The organism is Legionella santicrucis (genome assembly GCF_001468135.1).
Classification (GTDB): Bacteria; Pseudomonadota; Gammaproteobacteria; order Legionellales; family Legionellaceae; genus Legionella; species Legionella santicrucis.
Window position 1 is genome coordinate 185188 of record NZ_LNYU01000081.1, and the last position, 16501, is coordinate 201688.

Below are 16501 nucleotides of genomic sequence, written 5' to 3' on the forward strand. Positions count from 1 at the left end.
GGTTATCGCTTGCTCTTGTCTCTTGACACGCAGGCTTGCCGAAAGTTCACGGTGATCACCCAATTGGTTGTCATGATATGAGTTGCCAGTTCACGCCATGCCCCAAATCCAGCTGAGCCTACCCCATACTGATAGCTAAGTGGCAAATCATAAATATTAGCTGTAGACATAAAATGCTTAAAGCTTTGTTCAAGATTGGTCAGCGGTACTTTTTTAACAAACACGGGCGTGTCGTTAATATAAACTAAGACAGACTTACCACCGATACCTTCATGCATCGGTTTGCCGTCTGCTAAAATCTGCTTTAGCTTTTGATTGCTTAAGACTGCAAGACTTGTTGAAATTTGACTATACCGTATGATTCTTTGCATTTATGGCAACCTGCTAATCACGTTATCTACAACGAATTGATAAGCTTCATCGAAATCCCAATGCAATTTCGATGGTAATAAGACACTCATATCCATATGAAAGTCGCGGTGATTCTTTTTCAGCTCAAGATTCTTTAGAAATTCTTCACTTGTAACCTTGACGTTGTTATAAGTGCAATACTTAGAGAAAATATCAAACACTCGATTTAAGTTAATTAAATTGCGATCGGTCACATACCACAAATCAAACAAATCCCGACCTTTTCGACGTTGATAAAGAGCGCGCAACTTAGTCGCCATTAACTCATCCATTTCATAAGTAATGATATTTGTTTCCCCTTTGAACCAAGATGAATCCATAGCGAAAGGTACTGTTTTTAAGGGCAATACCTGAAAATGTTCTGTTGTGTTTATTTCAATTTTTAGCTTTGCCGGAATTTTATTAGTAGATTCATATTTGTAGATAAGCTTTGCGCTACGCTGTGTGATTTTCCATTTAGGATCGCCTAACCATGGTTTTAATAGTGCCCTAATAGCATCTATCGTTTGTCCAATTGGATCAGCATTTTTTTGAACAAAATCGATATCTTCACTGTACCTTGCCGGAGGATTAATGAATAGTTTATTTAGTGCGGTACCGCCACGAAAAACCAAAGCGTCTCTGACATGAGGATCATTATACAAATCAATCAAAGCACGGCTAATCATTAAATCCTGTTCTATCTGTTCAGTCATTTGCCATGGAACCATTTTGCGCCAACTCTCAATAAAAACTTCTGGGATCATAAATCGCTCTCTATTTCTGAATTTTCAATAATTCTCCACTTTTTACACCTTGAATGGCCTATTTTTGAGATTTCAGATGCAAGAGGCAGATAATTTGGTTTATTTTCTTGAACATGCCGCGCAAGCGCATTAATCATTATTTCAGCATTAGTTTCATCCATCACATCAATGTGATCCAGGATATAACCAATACGCTGCAACTGATATTCTGCATGGGCATCTTTCGCAAGATTGATGAGTTTTATAGGATCTAATGCCTCAACAAGCTCTGAGAAAACGGTGGCGATATGATTTAGGCCGCCTGCATGATTAGGATATTCAAGCAAATCAAGAGCAACCAGTTCAGGGGTTGCCACCTTAAGGTAGCCAGTACTCACGGTAAAATCTTGTGTGGGTAATTCCAGCACCGATTTTTTATAAATATAATCTATTTCCACATCACCAAAAATAGATGGGTGCTTAATACGCTTGTCTGATATCACTTGGAACCTGGCAGGTTTTTGATGAGTTGCTCCATGAAACAATCCTGCACTTAAAAGTGCGACATAATAATGAGCTCCCATATACTGCATAACCAAAGGCACCAATTCTTGGGGAGGGATAGAGCCATGCGGTTGATGTTCTGGCGGGACAATGACATATAAACCTCTCGCGGGTGAGATCAGATCTCCGGTTTTAAGTAACCTATGTAAGGCCACTCTCGCATGACTATTTGAAACGTGAAATTGCTCAAGAATATCCAGGATAGTAAAGCAGCGCCTTCCATCTTTTCGAATATCTTTTATGTATGATTGCAAGTTCATAAAATTACCATGGCCTTAAGGTTACTATTATTGTAACTATAAGGGCATGATAGATTTTATTTGCTTGCAAGTCAAGCCTAAACAAGATTTTCAAGGTTTATATGTACCTATAGTTACATTATTTGTAACTATAGGTACATATCTTCCTTCTTATACTATAACTAAATTGACCTTTGCTACGAAGGTATTGCTTCTTTTCTATGCTCAAAAATGGTTTTTATATGAACAGGGAAACTGGCATACCAACAGCCATAATTATGACCACCTATAAATTCAGGCATATGCGTCAACATCCCTTTCTTCTGCATCAAATCAGCAATTCTACGATTAGCTTCAAATGTAGAAATGGACTGCGTAGACCCATCTTTAAATTCTAAATCCACTGGAATTGTCTCATAGGTACCCACATCAAAAATAAATTGAGTATCAAGATTTTTTTTATAATTTTGCTCAATTTTTTGTTCTAACTCATTGATTTTTTGCATTTCCAAGGAAGGTGATAAAGCAATAGCATTACCAAACACTGTAGGATTAGTTAAAGCGGCATAAAAAGCAGCTAAACCACTGGCACTTTGGCCAACAATCGTTATTAACCTCGCGTCTTGAGTGATATTAAACTGATTCTTATCATGTAACATCCGAATAAAATCATCCGCTAAAAATGAAGTGTACTCATCGTTACAATTGTACTCATGCATACGATGTATGCTTGAATACTCCAGAAACACTGCAACACAAGCAGGAATACTTCCTTCTTGGATGAGCCTATCTAAAATAAGCGGTGCAGGCATAGGATTTAAATAATCACTACCATCTAAAAATAAAATCATAGGATAAGGTGTTGCCTGTTTATCATAATCAGGAGGCAAGTAGACCCAATATTTTCGTGTCGATTGTTCAATATTTTCGTAATAGCCTGAAACGTTTTTTAAACGGCTCTCCAAGAAATTTAGCTCAAAAGAAAAAAATCGATGCTCTTTTTTGCATTGTTCACGATGTTCTTTTGCTTTATTTAAAGAAAACGGTGTTATAAAAGCTGGGGCGTTAGGTAATTCGATAATCGATTCTTTGCCAAAATACTCACTGGGATTGTCGTAATCTTTATAATAAGTCACTTCTTGTTTATTTCTTGGATCGGTTTGGACACAACCCTCATTAAATAAGTGCATCAATAACCTTTGTGATTCTTTGAATTTTCCTGTTGGAACTGGATAGGGGTCTTCAGCGCTTTCTTGTTCTGAGAATCCCACTTTTGCAGTATCTTTATCAACAATGAGTATGTTATATGCGGAGCGAAAAGTGCGAGGCAGCATCAAAGTTAAATATCTAATATCAGTGTTTGGAATCGCTTTAAATTGACTTTGCAAAGAACAAGGTAATCCAGTAAATGTAGACCACAAATAAATTGTTTTGTGGTCACTTTCCTCTCTATATAAAAAAGTAACCAAACACTGCCCTGGCTGATTTGGAACATCTTCAATAATCGGAGTTTCAACCCTTTGCCAAATTTGATTTTTTTCTTCTTTAGTAATCGCATTAGTGGATTCATCAACAAAACTTTTTAAATAATATGAATTATATTTTGGCATGTACACTCCCAATATTTTGTATATTTAATCATAGCACCTTAGAAAGACATATATTCTGGACTAAAGTATTTCATTTAAAAATAGATCAGTTTTTTTGGACAAATAGTTTTAAAGATTGCAACAACGTCATTGGCTATTTTGGTGGGTATTGAGCTTAGTGCTATAATTAATTGAAGTTTATAGAAATAGAAAGTGAACTGTGGCCAAGTGTAAACCTGCTCATACAAGAGTATGCAAAAAATGTCATAAAACAAAACCTATTTGTGAATTTATAACTGGAAGAAATACAACCATGCAGGTCACCTATAGTTTAATTTGTAAAAATTGTAGTTTTCTAGAAAAAGAAAACAAGAAATTAAAACAACCTAAGATAATTGAAAATAAGCGCGATACATAACCTAAAATTACTTGGTAATTGCTGGGAATTGAATATGATCCTGGACCACCAACGATTTGAGCCTACTTAATGGTTAACAGTGATAAATGGGATAAGCTAGCTGAATGGATGGAAAAACTTCATATCAATGAAGATTCCCTCATCGAAAAATTTATTATAGGCAGTGGCAAGGGTGGGCAGAAGTTACACAAAACAGCTTCAACTGTTTACTTGAAACATGTTCCGTCCGGCATTGAGATAAAATGCCAGGAATCGAGGAGCCGCGAAGGTAACCGTTATTTTGCAAGAGTGCGGTTATGTGAAAAATACCATGCAATTATCAGCGATGAAAAAACTAAAGAACAGCAAAGAGTAGAAAAACTAAAACGCCAAAAAAAGCGCCGCTCAAGGCGCTCTAAGCAGAAAATGCTCGATGAAAAATCGAAGCAAGGTCAATTAAAGAGCCTGAGACAAAAACCTATCTCAGCAGAGGGATAACATGCGCTATTCACTAAAACCATAAGCTCTTCTTTGAATCAACTCAATGTTGCGGCTAATAATATTAAAAAGGAAAGATGTGCCAATGACAAAAGATTTAAAAATGACCCTAAAGGCTTTTACAGAGGAATATACCCAAATCTTACAAAATTACTCTATGGATGATTTAAAGGGTGTTTTGATAAATATGGCTAATGAAGTTACTCCGGATGAGCGTAGAGAATTTATTAGAAAAATATCATTACAACAACCTGACCATGTATTGATCACTGAATCCAGTGAAACAGTATTAGATGAAATTGAGTCCTTGATTGAAAATATTCGAGCACAATGTGAGGAGGAACCCGATTGGGATGAGTATTATGATGATGAAGATTCTCTTGGTGAGCTTTCTGAATTTATTCCAACGCTATATGAAGTATTTGATGCAGTTGAGGCGTTGTTTGATTTTGGGAACTACCCTCTTGCGAGAAAGGCATTCGATAGCATATATACCATTTTTGATATTCAAGATGATTATGGACGTGGTATTTCTGTACACGATCTTGAAAAAATAGATTTAGATGAAATAAGAGCAAAATATTTACGTTCGATTTATCTAACAGAAAAACCCTCTACCCGAGTCGCTCATCTATTAAAAGCGATGATTCAATTGTCCCAGTTAGATTCATATTCCTCTCAACCAAAATTGGAAGATTTAATTAATATTAGTGTTACGTCATTACCCGAATGGACTGAATTTCTACAAAATTGGATTTCTGCAATTAAATCTGAACCTGAATTGCAATATGATGGGTGGTATAGGGAGGCGGTTTACCTGTTACATGGTTCTTCTGGGTTAGAGGAACTTGCTAAGACAGAAGGACAACAAAGACCGCGGGTGTATACTGATTGGATTCATGCTCTCATTGAAAAAAAAGATTATGAGGCTGCATTAAAGGCAATTAAGATCGCATTAGATAAACTACCCCAGGATCAACCCATTCGTGGTGCCATCGGTGATTTGCAGGTTATTTGTGGAAATCAATTAAACAATGCCGCAATTCAATTGGAAGGTCTTTGGATTTCATTTGATGCCCAACCAGATTTATCCAAATTGGTTCAATTATACCAGCAAGCAAATTCCTTAACACGCCATAAACTTATGCAAAATGCTGCTGAATCAATTAGAACATACTCTAAGAGAATGAAGGATTACGCGGAGGGAAAACAGTGGCCACGTGACGGGATAGAATCACCCGCTCATCCTGATTCTTCATTATTGATGCATGCTTACTTTTTTTCTCATGACTATGACAATGCATTTAAATTAGCTCAGCAAGGCACCCCATTGGGTTGGAGTAGCAGTACTAATCCGCAACCACTTTTTGTCGCATTTTGTTTAGCGAGAATTTCAAACCAGCCATTAAATGCTCTGTCTAAATCACTGAAAAAATTTTTTAGCGACGTATTAAGTAAGAGTAAAGGTGTATGGCTGTACAATGATACACATGAAGATCTACTGTTAAATTTGGAAAAAATATATGCCCAATTGCTGACTGATGCTTCGGAAATCTCCAATGAAAAATTTAATTGGTGCTTGAGTACAGCTGAAGCTAGGGTTAATGGCATTGTTAGTAAGCAACGACGTGGAGCTTATGATCGCGCAGCATTGTTAACTGCTGCTTGCACTGAAACATTAAAATCAATCAAATCTTCTGAAGCTAGAATATTTTTTGACAGGATCAAAAATAGATTTCCGAGACATTCATCTTTTCAAGCTGAATTAAGACAGGTTATGGCATTTGTTTAATACTTACTAATGGAACTCATTATGGTCTTATTGTTTGATGTTACTATGTTAACTCATGCACATAATCACTGTGTCATAAACTGTGGCATGGCTGTGGCAGCACTAGGCAGTTTTAGGCTGTTCTAGGCAGTTTTTCAATGATTTGATGCGTTGCAAGGCATTGATTTATAAGGCTTTTAAAACTAGAGCATCAGGCTTCGAACCAAGGTGTCGGGGGTTCGAGTCCCTCCGAGCGCGCCATTTAAAATCAATAAGTTATACTATAATCCTCCACCTTAGAGTACTTGGTTATTTCGGAAATTGTGACCAAAACATGTCCTAAAATTTTTTTATCTCCTCGTAATAACTCAAATCAGGCAAGTCTTATAAGGCTATAAGAGTACTTGGTTTTTGTGACCTTATTAAGGAATAAATCGAGTCCGACCCCGATGATTCCCAAGAATAATAATTTAATGGGTACTTTAGTGGGTACTTAAGAAATCACAATTAACGCTTAAGCTTTTCCAGATTGCCTTTCACGCGCTGAGTCGCTTCATGGCCTTCTTGTATTGTTTCTTTTGCACGGTCGAATTCCATAAGCCCAATATAGCCAAGCTTCGGCTCGATGAGAATGTCAGGCGGATCCTCGGCCATTCGCGAGTGAGTGATGCGATCCTGCATAATATTAATGGAGCCAGCGATCACATCGAAGAGACCAGGTTCGGGGATTTTTTTATTACGTAGTGAGGAAATAAAAGAATCCACCCTAATATCGAAGTCAGCTTTCAGCTTAGATGCCCACCTAGAAATAGTTGGATCATTCTTTTCGACATATTCCCGTTTCTTGTTGTTGTCTTGATTATCAGTTATCGATTTTTCACAGTGGTGTTGGGAGAAATGTCTGCCAACGAGATCCCCATTTAGGTTTACAGCGATGATATAATCTGCACCCATTGCTCGTGCTATTGAAATAGGTACAGGATTTACTAGGCCGCCATCTAACATAAAATCGTGTTTTAGAACAAAAGGTGAAAAGATACCAGGCAAAGAGATAGAGGCTCGTACCGCTTCGAGCAAGGAGCCTTCGCGCAACCAATGCTCTTTACCATTCAATAGAGATGTAGCAACACAAGCAAAAGGCAGATCCAAATCCTCGATATAAAGATTTCCAATCCGTTTCTCTATGGCAACCATCAAGGGTTGTCCCTGAATAAAGCCACCACCTGTCATGCGGACATCTAATAATTTTAGGATGTCCATACGCCTTAGGGTATAAATCCATTCTTCAAATTCATCGAGGTTACCTGATGCATAAGCAGCGCCAACTACCGCACCTATGGACGAACCTGTAACTAGATCCGGCTTTATACCCAACTTGGCCAATTCACGGATGACACCTATGTGCGCCCAGCCACGTGCGGACCCGCTACCTAATACTAGCCCTATCGTTGGTCTTACCATGCTATCGATCTCATGTCATTTTCTAATAAATTATAGTCAGTAAATTACAGAGCTTGAACAATACCTAGGATAAACTATGATGTGGTTGAAGTTTTACTGCAAAAAAAACAGGCAATAGCCTATTTCTTAAAAGGTATAATTTGTGGGATTATTGAACTATTGTTGGAGAATTCAATTCATTATTGATGTTCATATGATGATTGATCCATTGTTGAATCACTTCAAAGTGCCAAGATAAAAGTGAACCGTTTAATTTAATAGGTTTGGGAAATTTTCCAGTCAACCACCATCGCCGAAGAGTAATTCGATTGACTCCGATGATTTGTTCGATATCAGACATAAATAAAATTTTCACTAAATTTTTTTTAAAACTAGTATTGAAATTTCACTTAAATGCCCCTATAGATTAATCACAATGCATTTTATAAGGAGGATTAATAACAACTAAGAAGTAACGTATGAATCATATCTCTTACCATTAAATTGAAAAATTTTTTTGTTTTATTTTTAAAAATTAATTTAAAATTAAGAGGATTTAAGCTATGTCATCAGTTCAAATAACATTTCGTTCTGTTTCATACTCATCGGCAATTGAATGCCAGATCAATAAACATTATAACAAACTCAAGAGAATCTATAGAAAAATAAATCATTGTCGAATGGTCATCGATAGGGAACAAAATAATCGCCTTAAAGGAATAATGTTTCGTGTAACCATTAATATGACTTTACTTGGTAAGGAAATCAGCAGTAGAAAGCAGAACCAAAATTTATATATCGCGCTACTTGATGGTTTTGCAGCTATTGAAAAATTATTAGAAAAACAATTTAAAAGGAAAAATACAACCAGAAGATATCCTTTCTTTCTTGGTAAGCATCATATGCATACAGAGATACAAGCCCATTGAAAACAAATAATATTTTTCCTTTCAATTACTAGTGGGGTACCTATGCTAGCACTGCCCCACTAATAAACATTAAAGCTCTTTTTAGGTGTATTTTGGTTACTTTTATAGATTAAAAATAGTTCTCTTTATCTCTTGAAATTTAATCTGTTACCCCTATCTATAGAGTATTCCAAACAAAATTATGAGGAGAATGTGATGAGTAAGTTAGTTCGAAGAAATTATTTTCCTGCAAATAACGTTGTAGGAAGTTTATTAGAACAATTTTTTAATACAGTACAAAATCAGGATGAAAGCGATACTTCATTTATTGAAACCAGCTCATGGGCACCATCTGTTGATCTTAAAGAAGAAAGTGATCGTTTTCTTGTGATTGCAGATCTTCCTGGAGTAAAAAAGGAAGATATGAATATTTCGTTAGAAAAGCATGTACTCACCATAAAAGGTGAACGAAATATTGAAAAAACAGAAAATCAAAAGACTTATACCCGGAGAGAACGAGTTCAAGGTCAATTTTACCGACGCTTTTACTTGCCTGAAACAGCTGACGATAACCAAATTAGTGCTCGTTATACTAATGGCGTTTTAGAAATAATTATTCCTAAGAAAGAAAAAGCGACTCCGAAAAAAATTGATATTTCAGTAACTGAATAAGCTGGAATCTCTTAGTGGGGGGTACTGGAATATCAGTTAGAGCATTATATGATGCCCGCTTACTTCAGGAAAAAACACTTTCAGGGTGTATTATTTTGATACACCCTAATGTAGGAAAAGTTTTGGCTTATTTCAGGTCGCCTCTAGGCCTGTGCATTGAGAATCCATATCATCCCATTCAGATAGCTTGCAAAAATAAGCCATAAGAGATAAGGAGTTAATAGTAATGCAATCCCTTTTTCCATATTTTTAATTTTTAGGATAATGATTGCATTCAAACTAATCATTACTACTATCCATAAAAAACTAAATCCTATCCAATGCAGTTGAAAAAAGAGTGGTGTCCAGACCCAATTCATAATGAGTTGTACTAAATACAGATAAAGTATTATTTTAATTTGAGGTCTGCTGCGATTTTGCCATAACCTAAACCCAACAATCGCAAGAAATGCATATAATATGGACCAAGCCACAGAAAAAACCCAACCTGGAGGAGTTAGAGTTGATTTATGAAGCCCCTCATACCAAGAATAAATATTCGCTTGTGTAAATAAACCTAAGAAGAAACCTATTAGTTCAAAAGATAAAATCCAAATAATCAATTTAATTCCGTTTGTTTTATTCAAAATCATCGCTCCATATTTGGGTTAGTCCTTCACGAAAGGAGGGATAGTGTAAAACAATATTCAATTCCCTTTTTATTTTTACATTAGACACACGACGATTGCTTAAATAAAATTCCTGCTCCCTTGGTGATAATGAAGCTTCTTCAAACGAGATTAAAGGCAATGGTAATTGCTTAAGTAATGAAGCAGCATATGCATCAACCACATGAGATGCAGCTGGTTCATCATCAGCTACATTATAAATAGACAAAGGATTTGTTTTTTTTATTGAGGCAAGAAGTACTGACACAATATCATCAACATGAATACGTGAAAACATCTGTCCTTCTTTATAAATACTGTATTTTTTCCCAGATTGAATCCGTACAAGAGGATTTCTTTCGGGTCCATAAATTCCCGCCAATCTGAAAATGTGTAATGGAAGTTTGTTGTATTTCGCATAAGAAAGCCATGCATTTTCTGCTTCCAAACGTAAAACCCCTGATGAGCTCTGTGGTCTGCAGATACTTGACTCATCAACCCAATTTCCTTGATAGTCACCATAAACGCGTGTAGAAGATAAATAGCCTATCCATTCAATATGTGCAGCATACTTCTTAATCAAGTCTGAATAATTAGATAATATGAGATCACCAATACCTGATGCAGGTGGAACACTAATCAAAAGATGTGTTGATCGACTGAAGTAGTATTCAATATCTGAGGCCTCAAAATCAATAAGTGTGATTAAAGGAGAATGATTCGTTATTTTTTTTCTTTCTTGACGTGTTGTGCCAACAACGCCATAACCTAACCGAATCAGTTTCTCAGCGAGCCAATTGGCAGTGTAGCCAAAGCCAAACATAAAAAAAGCCGGAGTCATTTGAATTACTTCCTTTTTAACTGATTGTACTAATTTAAAACCTTCGTCCTTACCTCATTATGATTAATAATCAGCTTAGGATATTTTGTATTAGTTAGTCGAATAAAGAAGAAAGGATATAATATTCTAATTTATCATAATAAACTCATAGAAATGAGTAGAGTAACACCACAAACAAAACTGGCATTACTCTAAAAAGCTTGCACTCATATTTTCCTAGAGTACTGAAGATGTCGCAATTGATTTTTTAAACGTAACAATCAAATTTGAATCTTTCGTTTTTGTGGTCATAGAGTTTGGATCATAACCCTTTGGCAATTCAAATGCTTGACTGTAATTGCTTTGAGAATAGCTTACACTTTTACTATTATCTTGTTCATGCGTAATTTTTTGGGTTACGTTCGATCTCACTATTAATTGTCCACCTTTCACAGAGACATCAACTTTACTGTCAGCACCTTTTGGTAATTTTATTTTATAGATAATCTCATTTTTACTTTCTTTAATTTCAATATTATTTGTACTACCAAAAGGCATTTGATTGGGTTGATTCACTAAGTTATGTTGCATCTGTGAAAATTGACTTTTCATAAATTGATCCATAGCTCGGTGCATTTGATCCATTTGCTTCCAAATATCAGTAGGTGATTGAAAGAAAGGATCGTTATCAAAAGGATCCAAGGTTACTTGCTGATTACTCTTTTGCACTTGATTATTTTGTTTCGTCTCAAGTGCTATGGCTCCTGCTGATATCATAGTGATAAGCGGGACAACGATTAAAATAGGAAGTAGTTTCTTTTTCATTTAAGTCTCCTTTCTGAATAGGAATATCAAAAATTCAAGTTATTTGGATAAATAGTTATGAGCGAATAGTCATAACCCCACTCTATTTTACTTATCAAAAAATAAGACCTCTCCAGATGTAACATCATACAAACCACCAATAATTTTAATGGTTCCTTGATCCATTAACTCCTTTATAATACTGCTTTTATTTATAATATTTTGAATGCTATTTTTGATATTAATTTTGGCAACTTCATTGACATAGGCGAGATTATTCCCGTTTCGATTGTCTTTAAATGATTTTTCCATATTAATGGCTGGTTTTATTTTTTCTAAAAGCTGTGTTAAATACCCTAACTGAGCCTCATCGCAAGCCCCTTTTACTGCACCACAATTGGTATGACCCAGCACGACAATTAATTTAGATCCCGCTGCTTTACACGCAAACTCTAAACTAGCGATAATATCTTCATTTACAATATTACCTGCAATTCTAATACTGAAAATATCCCCAAGACCTTGGTCAAATATTAATTCGGCAGTAGTTCTCGAATCAATACAACTTAAAATTGTGGCGAATGGGTATTGCCCATCGGCTGTTTCATTGACTTGTTGCAGTAGATTTCGATTAAATCGCAAGTTTTGAATAAACCGTTGATTTCCCTTTCGCAGCAAATCAAGTGCTTGGTCTGGGGTGATATTATGTTGATCTTTTTTACTAATCGTTTTCATAAATGCTCCACTTCAATAATTTATTTATTCTTGCTTTTTTTGAATTTCCATGACGTTATTCTCAATGGTGCTACAAATATCATTCAGAGGTAAATGACTCAAATTCTCAATTGAAAACGGGTTCTGTAGCTCCACTCCAATTTGATCTAATGAAAAAAGAGCATAGGCGACCAAAGTCACGATAATTGGGTTAATATAGACAGAGTAATTCACTAGAGCTACAGGAAGTATCATCATAAATAAAAGGATAAAACGCCGTGATTTGATTGCCATAACAAAAGGCATGGGCGTTTTTAATATCCGTTCACACGCCCCTTGACAATCGAGAATTATTTCACGAAGTTCTTCTGCTTTTAAAAAGGAGAACTGACTTAATTTGCCGCTTTTTTGCATCAACGATAACATTGAAGCCAGCTTTGACGAAATAAAATTAGGTCTGTGTTGACACTGCTGCAATTGCGCATGTGTCTCATCACATAATAGATGTTTGACCTCGTCAACAGAAGAGCTTCCCCTAAGATTATTTTTCATAAGGTAGGGCATTGCCGCAATTAGACCGAGAATTCTATTTATTTCGTCCCTATTTGCAGGCTCTATGTAACTTGTTATTACAATTGCCAAGTTTCTACTGCAATTAACCACATTACCCCATAGTTTTCTTGCTTCCCACCAACGATCATATCCTGCATTAACACGAAAAACTAAAATCAAGCCCATAATTACCCCTGCATACTCAAAGGGACTTATCGGAAGAGTCAACGAGGGAATAAAAATACTTAGTAAAGAAATAAAACACGCATACAGACATGCCGCCAAAACTTTTTTCCATACTCTAGGAGTAACCGAACCATGAATGGCAAGTGCACACTCCATGAAATTAGGATATTCATATTGATTTATAGTTATTTTATTTTCATTCATAGCAATTCACACCTAATTTATACCTACAACTTCAGGTTGTTTCGCATAATACAGTTAAAATGAGACATCAATTAGCTCTCGATAATTATTTATCTTTCAATAAACGACTTTTGCGTTGTTTGAAAGCTTATCAAGATGGCATTCAATTGCCGATGAGTATGAAATAGAACAAACTATTATTTGAACTGATGACATAACTTAAATCCTCTTAAATTTAAATTAATTTTAAATCAAAAAAAATTTCAATTTAATGGTAAGAGATAAAATGTGCCTTTTACTTCTTAAGTATTTAGTATTAATCCTCCTCATCCAAAAGCATTGCGACTGTTAATAGGGATTATTTGCTCTAATTTCAAGGTGATTTTTAAATAATTTTTAGGCAAATTACCATTTAATCATCCCCATAAGTGCTCTATCATGCAGCAACGTAGGCTTTACCAAACCTACGTTGCTTAAACAATCACTCTTCTAAGGTAATTGCTATTTTTTTCTCAGTAGCTGCTTCTTTTTTAGGAATTGAAATTTCCAGTACTCCATGTGCATAACGTGCGGTGATTTTTGAATCGTCGGCGGTTTGTGGCAGACTAAAACGGCGGTAGAATTGGCCTTGAGCTCGTTCTCTGCGTGTATAACCATTGCGCTCTTCTGACTTTTCAAAATGACGCTCTCCTTTTAAAGTCAACACATGTTGCTCCAAAGAAATATCGATGTCTTCTTTTTTTACACCAGGAATATCAGCGAGCACAACAAAACGGTCTTTTTCTTCTTTGATATCCACAAGAGGAGACCACGTACTTGTCTCAATAAATGAGGCATCCTCTCGTTGTGGATTAAAAAAGTTTTCCAGTAAGCTATTCATTTCTTGATACATAGGTAATGTTCTTCGTATTGTATTCATAGTATCTCCTTGATTAGTGTTTTTGGATAATCTAAAAATAGGGCCGTGATGGTTTTATTTCAAGGGTCTAAAAAATTTTTTCTTGTTCTCTTAGACCTAAATCGATTATCCTTGCGCGCCGTATTTTAGACCCCATATACCGTGTACATTGATATTAACTAAGAGGAATGAATACATCATGAATCACTTGCTCGAAGTCGCAATTAAATTGTTATCAGAGCGCCACCATACTGAGCATGAATTAAGACAGAGGCTTGAAAAAAACTTTTCAAACCATCCGGAACTTGACAAGGTGATAGAGTCAACAATAAATCGATTAAAAGAGCTTCATTTACTCAATGATTACCATACAGCTGAAACTTTAGCAGCTCGTTACGCACATAAAGGAAACCGATTTATTTCGCAAGTGTTACATCAAAAAGGAATCAGTAATGAAGCCATTCATCAAGCACTTCAAAGCGTAGGCGATGAATACTCCAGAGCAATAGATGAAGCGCGTCGAAAAATGATAGGCATGAGTAGTGAATCATCTGAACAAAAGAAAACACGACTGTATCGATTTTTAAGTGGCCGGAGCTTTTCTTTTGATACGATAAAACAAGTATGTAATATATTGATAGAACAAGGTCTCCTTGATTCATCTGATGAGTCAAAAGAAACGCTCGAATTTTAAGGGTTTTCTACATTAAGCCTTGACTTCGAACTCAGTTCCTATTGGATGACTATAGCCATTTTAGGGAGCAAGGAGCCTCAGAAAACCGACGCTCTCTCGTCGGTTTTAGAGATGTCGAACAAGTTGTAAAAAATGGATACGTTTACAGCCTAAACTCCGGCTATATCTATAGTATTCATTTGTATATCCATTTGCTTAGTACCACGCACAATGGAAACAGTGACTTGATCCCCTACTTTTATTTCCGTAAGCATATTATATAACGCATCATAGTTACGAACTGCATGACCATTAAGCGCTACGATAATATCACCTAATACGATTCGTCCCCAATCATCTCGATGAGTACCTCTTAAATGAGCTTGAGAAGCTGGGGTATTAGGTAAAACATCTGCAATCAAGATCCCTTTATTTATACCCAATTGACGTGCAATAGTAGATGGAGCACTTTGAATACCTATCCCAGACAATACCACTCGTCCATTTTTTATAATTTGCGTTACGATACGTTCAATATCATCAGCTGGAACAGCAAAACCAATACCAGCAGATGAACCTGAAGGAGAGTAAATCATGGTGTTCATGCCAACTAACTGCCCAGCACTGTTCAATAAGGGGCCGCCAGAGTTACCAGGATTAATTGGAGTATCTGTTTGAATCATGTTCCGAATCGTAACCCCACCGATCCCAGGAACTTTTCTACCCAAAGCAGAAATAACTCCTTTAGATAAGCTATGATCCAAGCCATAAGGATTACCAATTGCAATCGCTTTTTGGCCCACTATGAGATCATTAAGATGTACTATTTGAAATGGCGTAAATTGCTTTAATAAATCCAGGGCTTGCTGTGAGTCAATCTTTAAAACAGCAATGTCTTTACGAGGTTCTGCTCCAACCACTTTTGCAGGGACTGTCATTTTGCCCAGAGTAATTGCCAGCTTATCCGCTCCCTTAATAACGTGATAATTCGTAACAATATACCCGTTGTTATCCCAAATAATTCCAGAACCGGCTCCATCTTTAACTTCCATTCTTTCAAGTGAAGGATTAGTTACTGTCGCCAATCTGTGAACATAAACTACTTTAGGTGATGCATCATGAAAAACTTGTACTGTATTTTGTTCATCAGGAAGAAGAGAGTCTAGATTTAAACTATATCCTGGGAAAACCAAAATAAAGTATAAAACAAAAAAAATAAAATATATAAACCGTTGTTTTGCCATCGATATATCTCCACCAATTAGATTAAGACCTAGCGCTCTAGCAAACCAGCATTGAAAAGACAATATAAAAGAAAAAACACCTAAAAAGAAATGCCTGAGGATTTCGAAGATATTTTTTCTTAGATCTTTTAAATGATGGGCATTTATTTCTTTGTATTTCGAAAATATTTTGCAACGGATTAGAAGCACAGTCAACGATCGAAATAATGATAATTTTTATTACTCATTGGTGCAATGTTCACTAGGTTTAATACTATTATCAATGGCTGGCTTCTGATTTTCAAACCCATTCGACCAAACTCAGAACTGCTTAATCAAACGTTTTTGTGAAAAAGAAACATAATAAAAAAAATCTACATTTCTAATCATTATGCTTAACAAAGAGATATTGCTCCAGATGTTCCAGAATACACAAAAGCCAGAGAGCTTTTGATCTATAGAAAAACATTATGGACAAATTTTATCTGTGACCAAAACGTAATGTTCTACCTAGAGTCTTTAGTGAGTCGAAAGGACTTTCTTTAAGACTGGCAACCAGTTTAAGAAAGAGAGGTATTAAACGCGTA

At 35.9% G+C, this 16501-nt stretch carries 18 protein-coding genes; 5 read left to right on the plus strand and 13 right to left on the minus strand.

Annotation, left to right across the window (positions count from 1 at the left end; all coding sequences use genetic code 11):
* Positions 1-2: 2 nt before the first annotated feature.
* From Lsan_RS14385 to Lsan_RS14400, 4 genes are all read right to left on the minus strand, one after another.
* Positions 3-371, minus strand: coding sequence for a hypothetical protein (locus tag Lsan_RS14385; protein WP_058514833.1), 369 nt, complete (start codon positions 369-371; stop codon positions 3-5).
* On the minus strand, positions 372-1157 hold the full coding sequence (locus tag Lsan_RS14390) for a nucleotidyl transferase AbiEii/AbiGii toxin family protein (RefSeq protein ID WP_058514834.1): 786 nt from the start codon (positions 1155-1157) through the stop codon (positions 372-374).
* Positions 1154-1960 (minus strand): type IV toxin-antitoxin system AbiEi family antitoxin domain-containing protein, encoded by an 807-nt coding sequence (locus Lsan_RS14395; protein WP_050805540.1) that lies wholly within the window; start codon positions 1958-1960, stop codon positions 1154-1156. The genes Lsan_RS14390 and Lsan_RS14395 overlap by 4 nt, the downstream gene beginning before the upstream one ends.
* Positions 1961-2136: 176 nt before the next feature.
* Positions 2137-3549 carry an alpha/beta hydrolase gene (locus Lsan_RS14400; RefSeq protein ID WP_006870994.1) on the minus strand — a complete coding sequence of 471 codons (1413 nt, stop codon included), beginning with the start codon at positions 3547-3549 and terminating at the stop codon, positions 2137-2139.
* A gap of 466 nt (positions 3550-4015) precedes the next feature.
* On the opposite strand from Lsan_RS14400, the gene Lsan_RS14405 reads away from it, so the two are divergent.
* Together Lsan_RS14405 and Lsan_RS14410 are read left to right on the plus strand one after the other, a co-directional pair.
* Entirely contained in the window at positions 4016-4423 is a 408-nt protein-coding gene (locus Lsan_RS14405; RefSeq protein WP_006870993.1) for a peptide chain release factor family protein, read from the plus strand.
* A gap of 85 nt (positions 4424-4508) precedes the next feature.
* A complete protein-coding gene (locus Lsan_RS14410) occupies positions 4509-6215 on the plus strand; it encodes a hypothetical protein (protein ID WP_058514835.1) in 1707 nt (568 codons plus the stop codon).
* A gap of 486 nt (positions 6216-6701) precedes the next feature.
* Here the strand turns inward: Lsan_RS14410 and Lsan_RS14415 are convergent, their stop codons facing one another.
* Together Lsan_RS14415 and Lsan_RS14420 are read right to left on the minus strand one after the other, a co-directional pair.
* Positions 6702-7655 (minus strand): patatin-like phospholipase family protein, encoded by a 954-nt coding sequence (locus Lsan_RS14415; RefSeq protein WP_058514836.1) that lies wholly within the window; start codon positions 7653-7655, stop codon positions 6702-6704.
* Between the two features lie 148 nt (positions 7656-7803).
* Complete coding sequence (locus Lsan_RS14420) at positions 7804-7995, minus strand: helix-turn-helix transcriptional regulator (RefSeq protein ID WP_058514837.1); 192 nt, start codon at positions 7993-7995, stop codon at positions 7804-7806.
* Positions 7996-8197: 202 nt separating this feature from the next.
* On the opposite strand from Lsan_RS14420, the gene Lsan_RS14425 reads away from it, so the two are divergent.
* Both Lsan_RS14425 and Lsan_RS14430 read left to right on the plus strand, forming a co-directional pair.
* Positions 8198-8563 (plus strand): HPF/RaiA family ribosome-associated protein, encoded by a 366-nt coding sequence (locus Lsan_RS14425; RefSeq protein ID WP_058514838.1) that lies wholly within the window; start codon positions 8198-8200, stop codon positions 8561-8563.
* 195 nt (positions 8564-8758) lie between these two features.
* On the plus strand, positions 8759-9214 hold the full coding sequence (locus tag Lsan_RS14430; protein ID WP_058514839.1) for an Hsp20/alpha crystallin family protein: 456 nt from the start codon (positions 8759-8761) through the stop codon (positions 9212-9214).
* 143 nt (positions 9215-9357) lie between these two features.
* On the opposite strand, the gene Lsan_RS14435 is transcribed toward Lsan_RS14430, so the two are convergent.
* The 6 genes from Lsan_RS14435 to Lsan_RS14460 form a co-directional block, all read right to left on the minus strand.
* Positions 9358-9840 carry a TspO/MBR family protein gene (locus Lsan_RS14435; RefSeq protein WP_058514947.1) on the minus strand — a complete coding sequence of 161 codons (483 nt, stop codon included), beginning with the start codon at positions 9838-9840 and terminating at the stop codon, positions 9358-9360.
* On the minus strand, positions 9833-10702 hold the full coding sequence (locus Lsan_RS14440) for an SDR family oxidoreductase (protein ID WP_058514840.1): 870 nt from the start codon (positions 10700-10702) through the stop codon (positions 9833-9835). The genes Lsan_RS14435 and Lsan_RS14440 overlap by 8 nt, the downstream gene beginning before the upstream one ends.
* A 216-nt stretch (positions 10703-10918) precedes the next feature.
* Positions 10919-11506: an Hsp20/alpha crystallin family protein gene (locus tag Lsan_RS14445; RefSeq protein WP_058514841.1), complete on the minus strand. Its 588-nt coding sequence runs from the start codon at positions 11504-11506 to the stop codon at positions 10919-10921.
* An 87-nt stretch (positions 11507-11593) separates the two neighbouring features.
* Positions 11594-12220 carry a carbonic anhydrase family protein gene (locus tag Lsan_RS14450; RefSeq protein ID WP_058514842.1) on the minus strand — a complete coding sequence of 209 codons (627 nt, stop codon included), beginning with the start codon at positions 12218-12220 and terminating at the stop codon, positions 11594-11596.
* A gap of 24 nt (positions 12221-12244) precedes the next feature.
* On the minus strand, positions 12245-13141 hold the full coding sequence (locus tag Lsan_RS14455) for a bestrophin family protein (RefSeq protein ID WP_058514843.1): 897 nt from the start codon (positions 13139-13141) through the stop codon (positions 12245-12247).
* 460 nt (positions 13142-13601) lie between these two features.
* On the minus strand, positions 13602-14039 hold the full coding sequence (locus Lsan_RS14460; RefSeq protein ID WP_058514844.1) for an Hsp20/alpha crystallin family protein: 438 nt from the start codon (positions 14037-14039) through the stop codon (positions 13602-13604).
* A gap of 178 nt (positions 14040-14217) precedes the next feature.
* Here Lsan_RS14460 and Lsan_RS14465 point away from each other — a divergent pair, with 178 nt between their 5' ends.
* Complete coding sequence (locus Lsan_RS14465) at positions 14218-14712, plus strand: regulatory protein RecX (protein WP_058514845.1); 495 nt, start codon at positions 14218-14220, stop codon at positions 14710-14712.
* A 149-nt stretch (positions 14713-14861) separates the two neighbouring features.
* On the opposite strand, the gene Lsan_RS14470 is transcribed toward Lsan_RS14465, so the two are convergent.
* The gene (locus Lsan_RS14470; RefSeq protein ID WP_058514846.1) at positions 14862-15935 is read right to left on the minus strand and encodes a S1C family serine protease; all 1074 of its coding nucleotides are present in this window, start codon (positions 15933-15935) and stop codon (positions 14862-14864) included.
* Between the last annotated feature and the right edge of the window lie 566 nt (positions 15936-16501).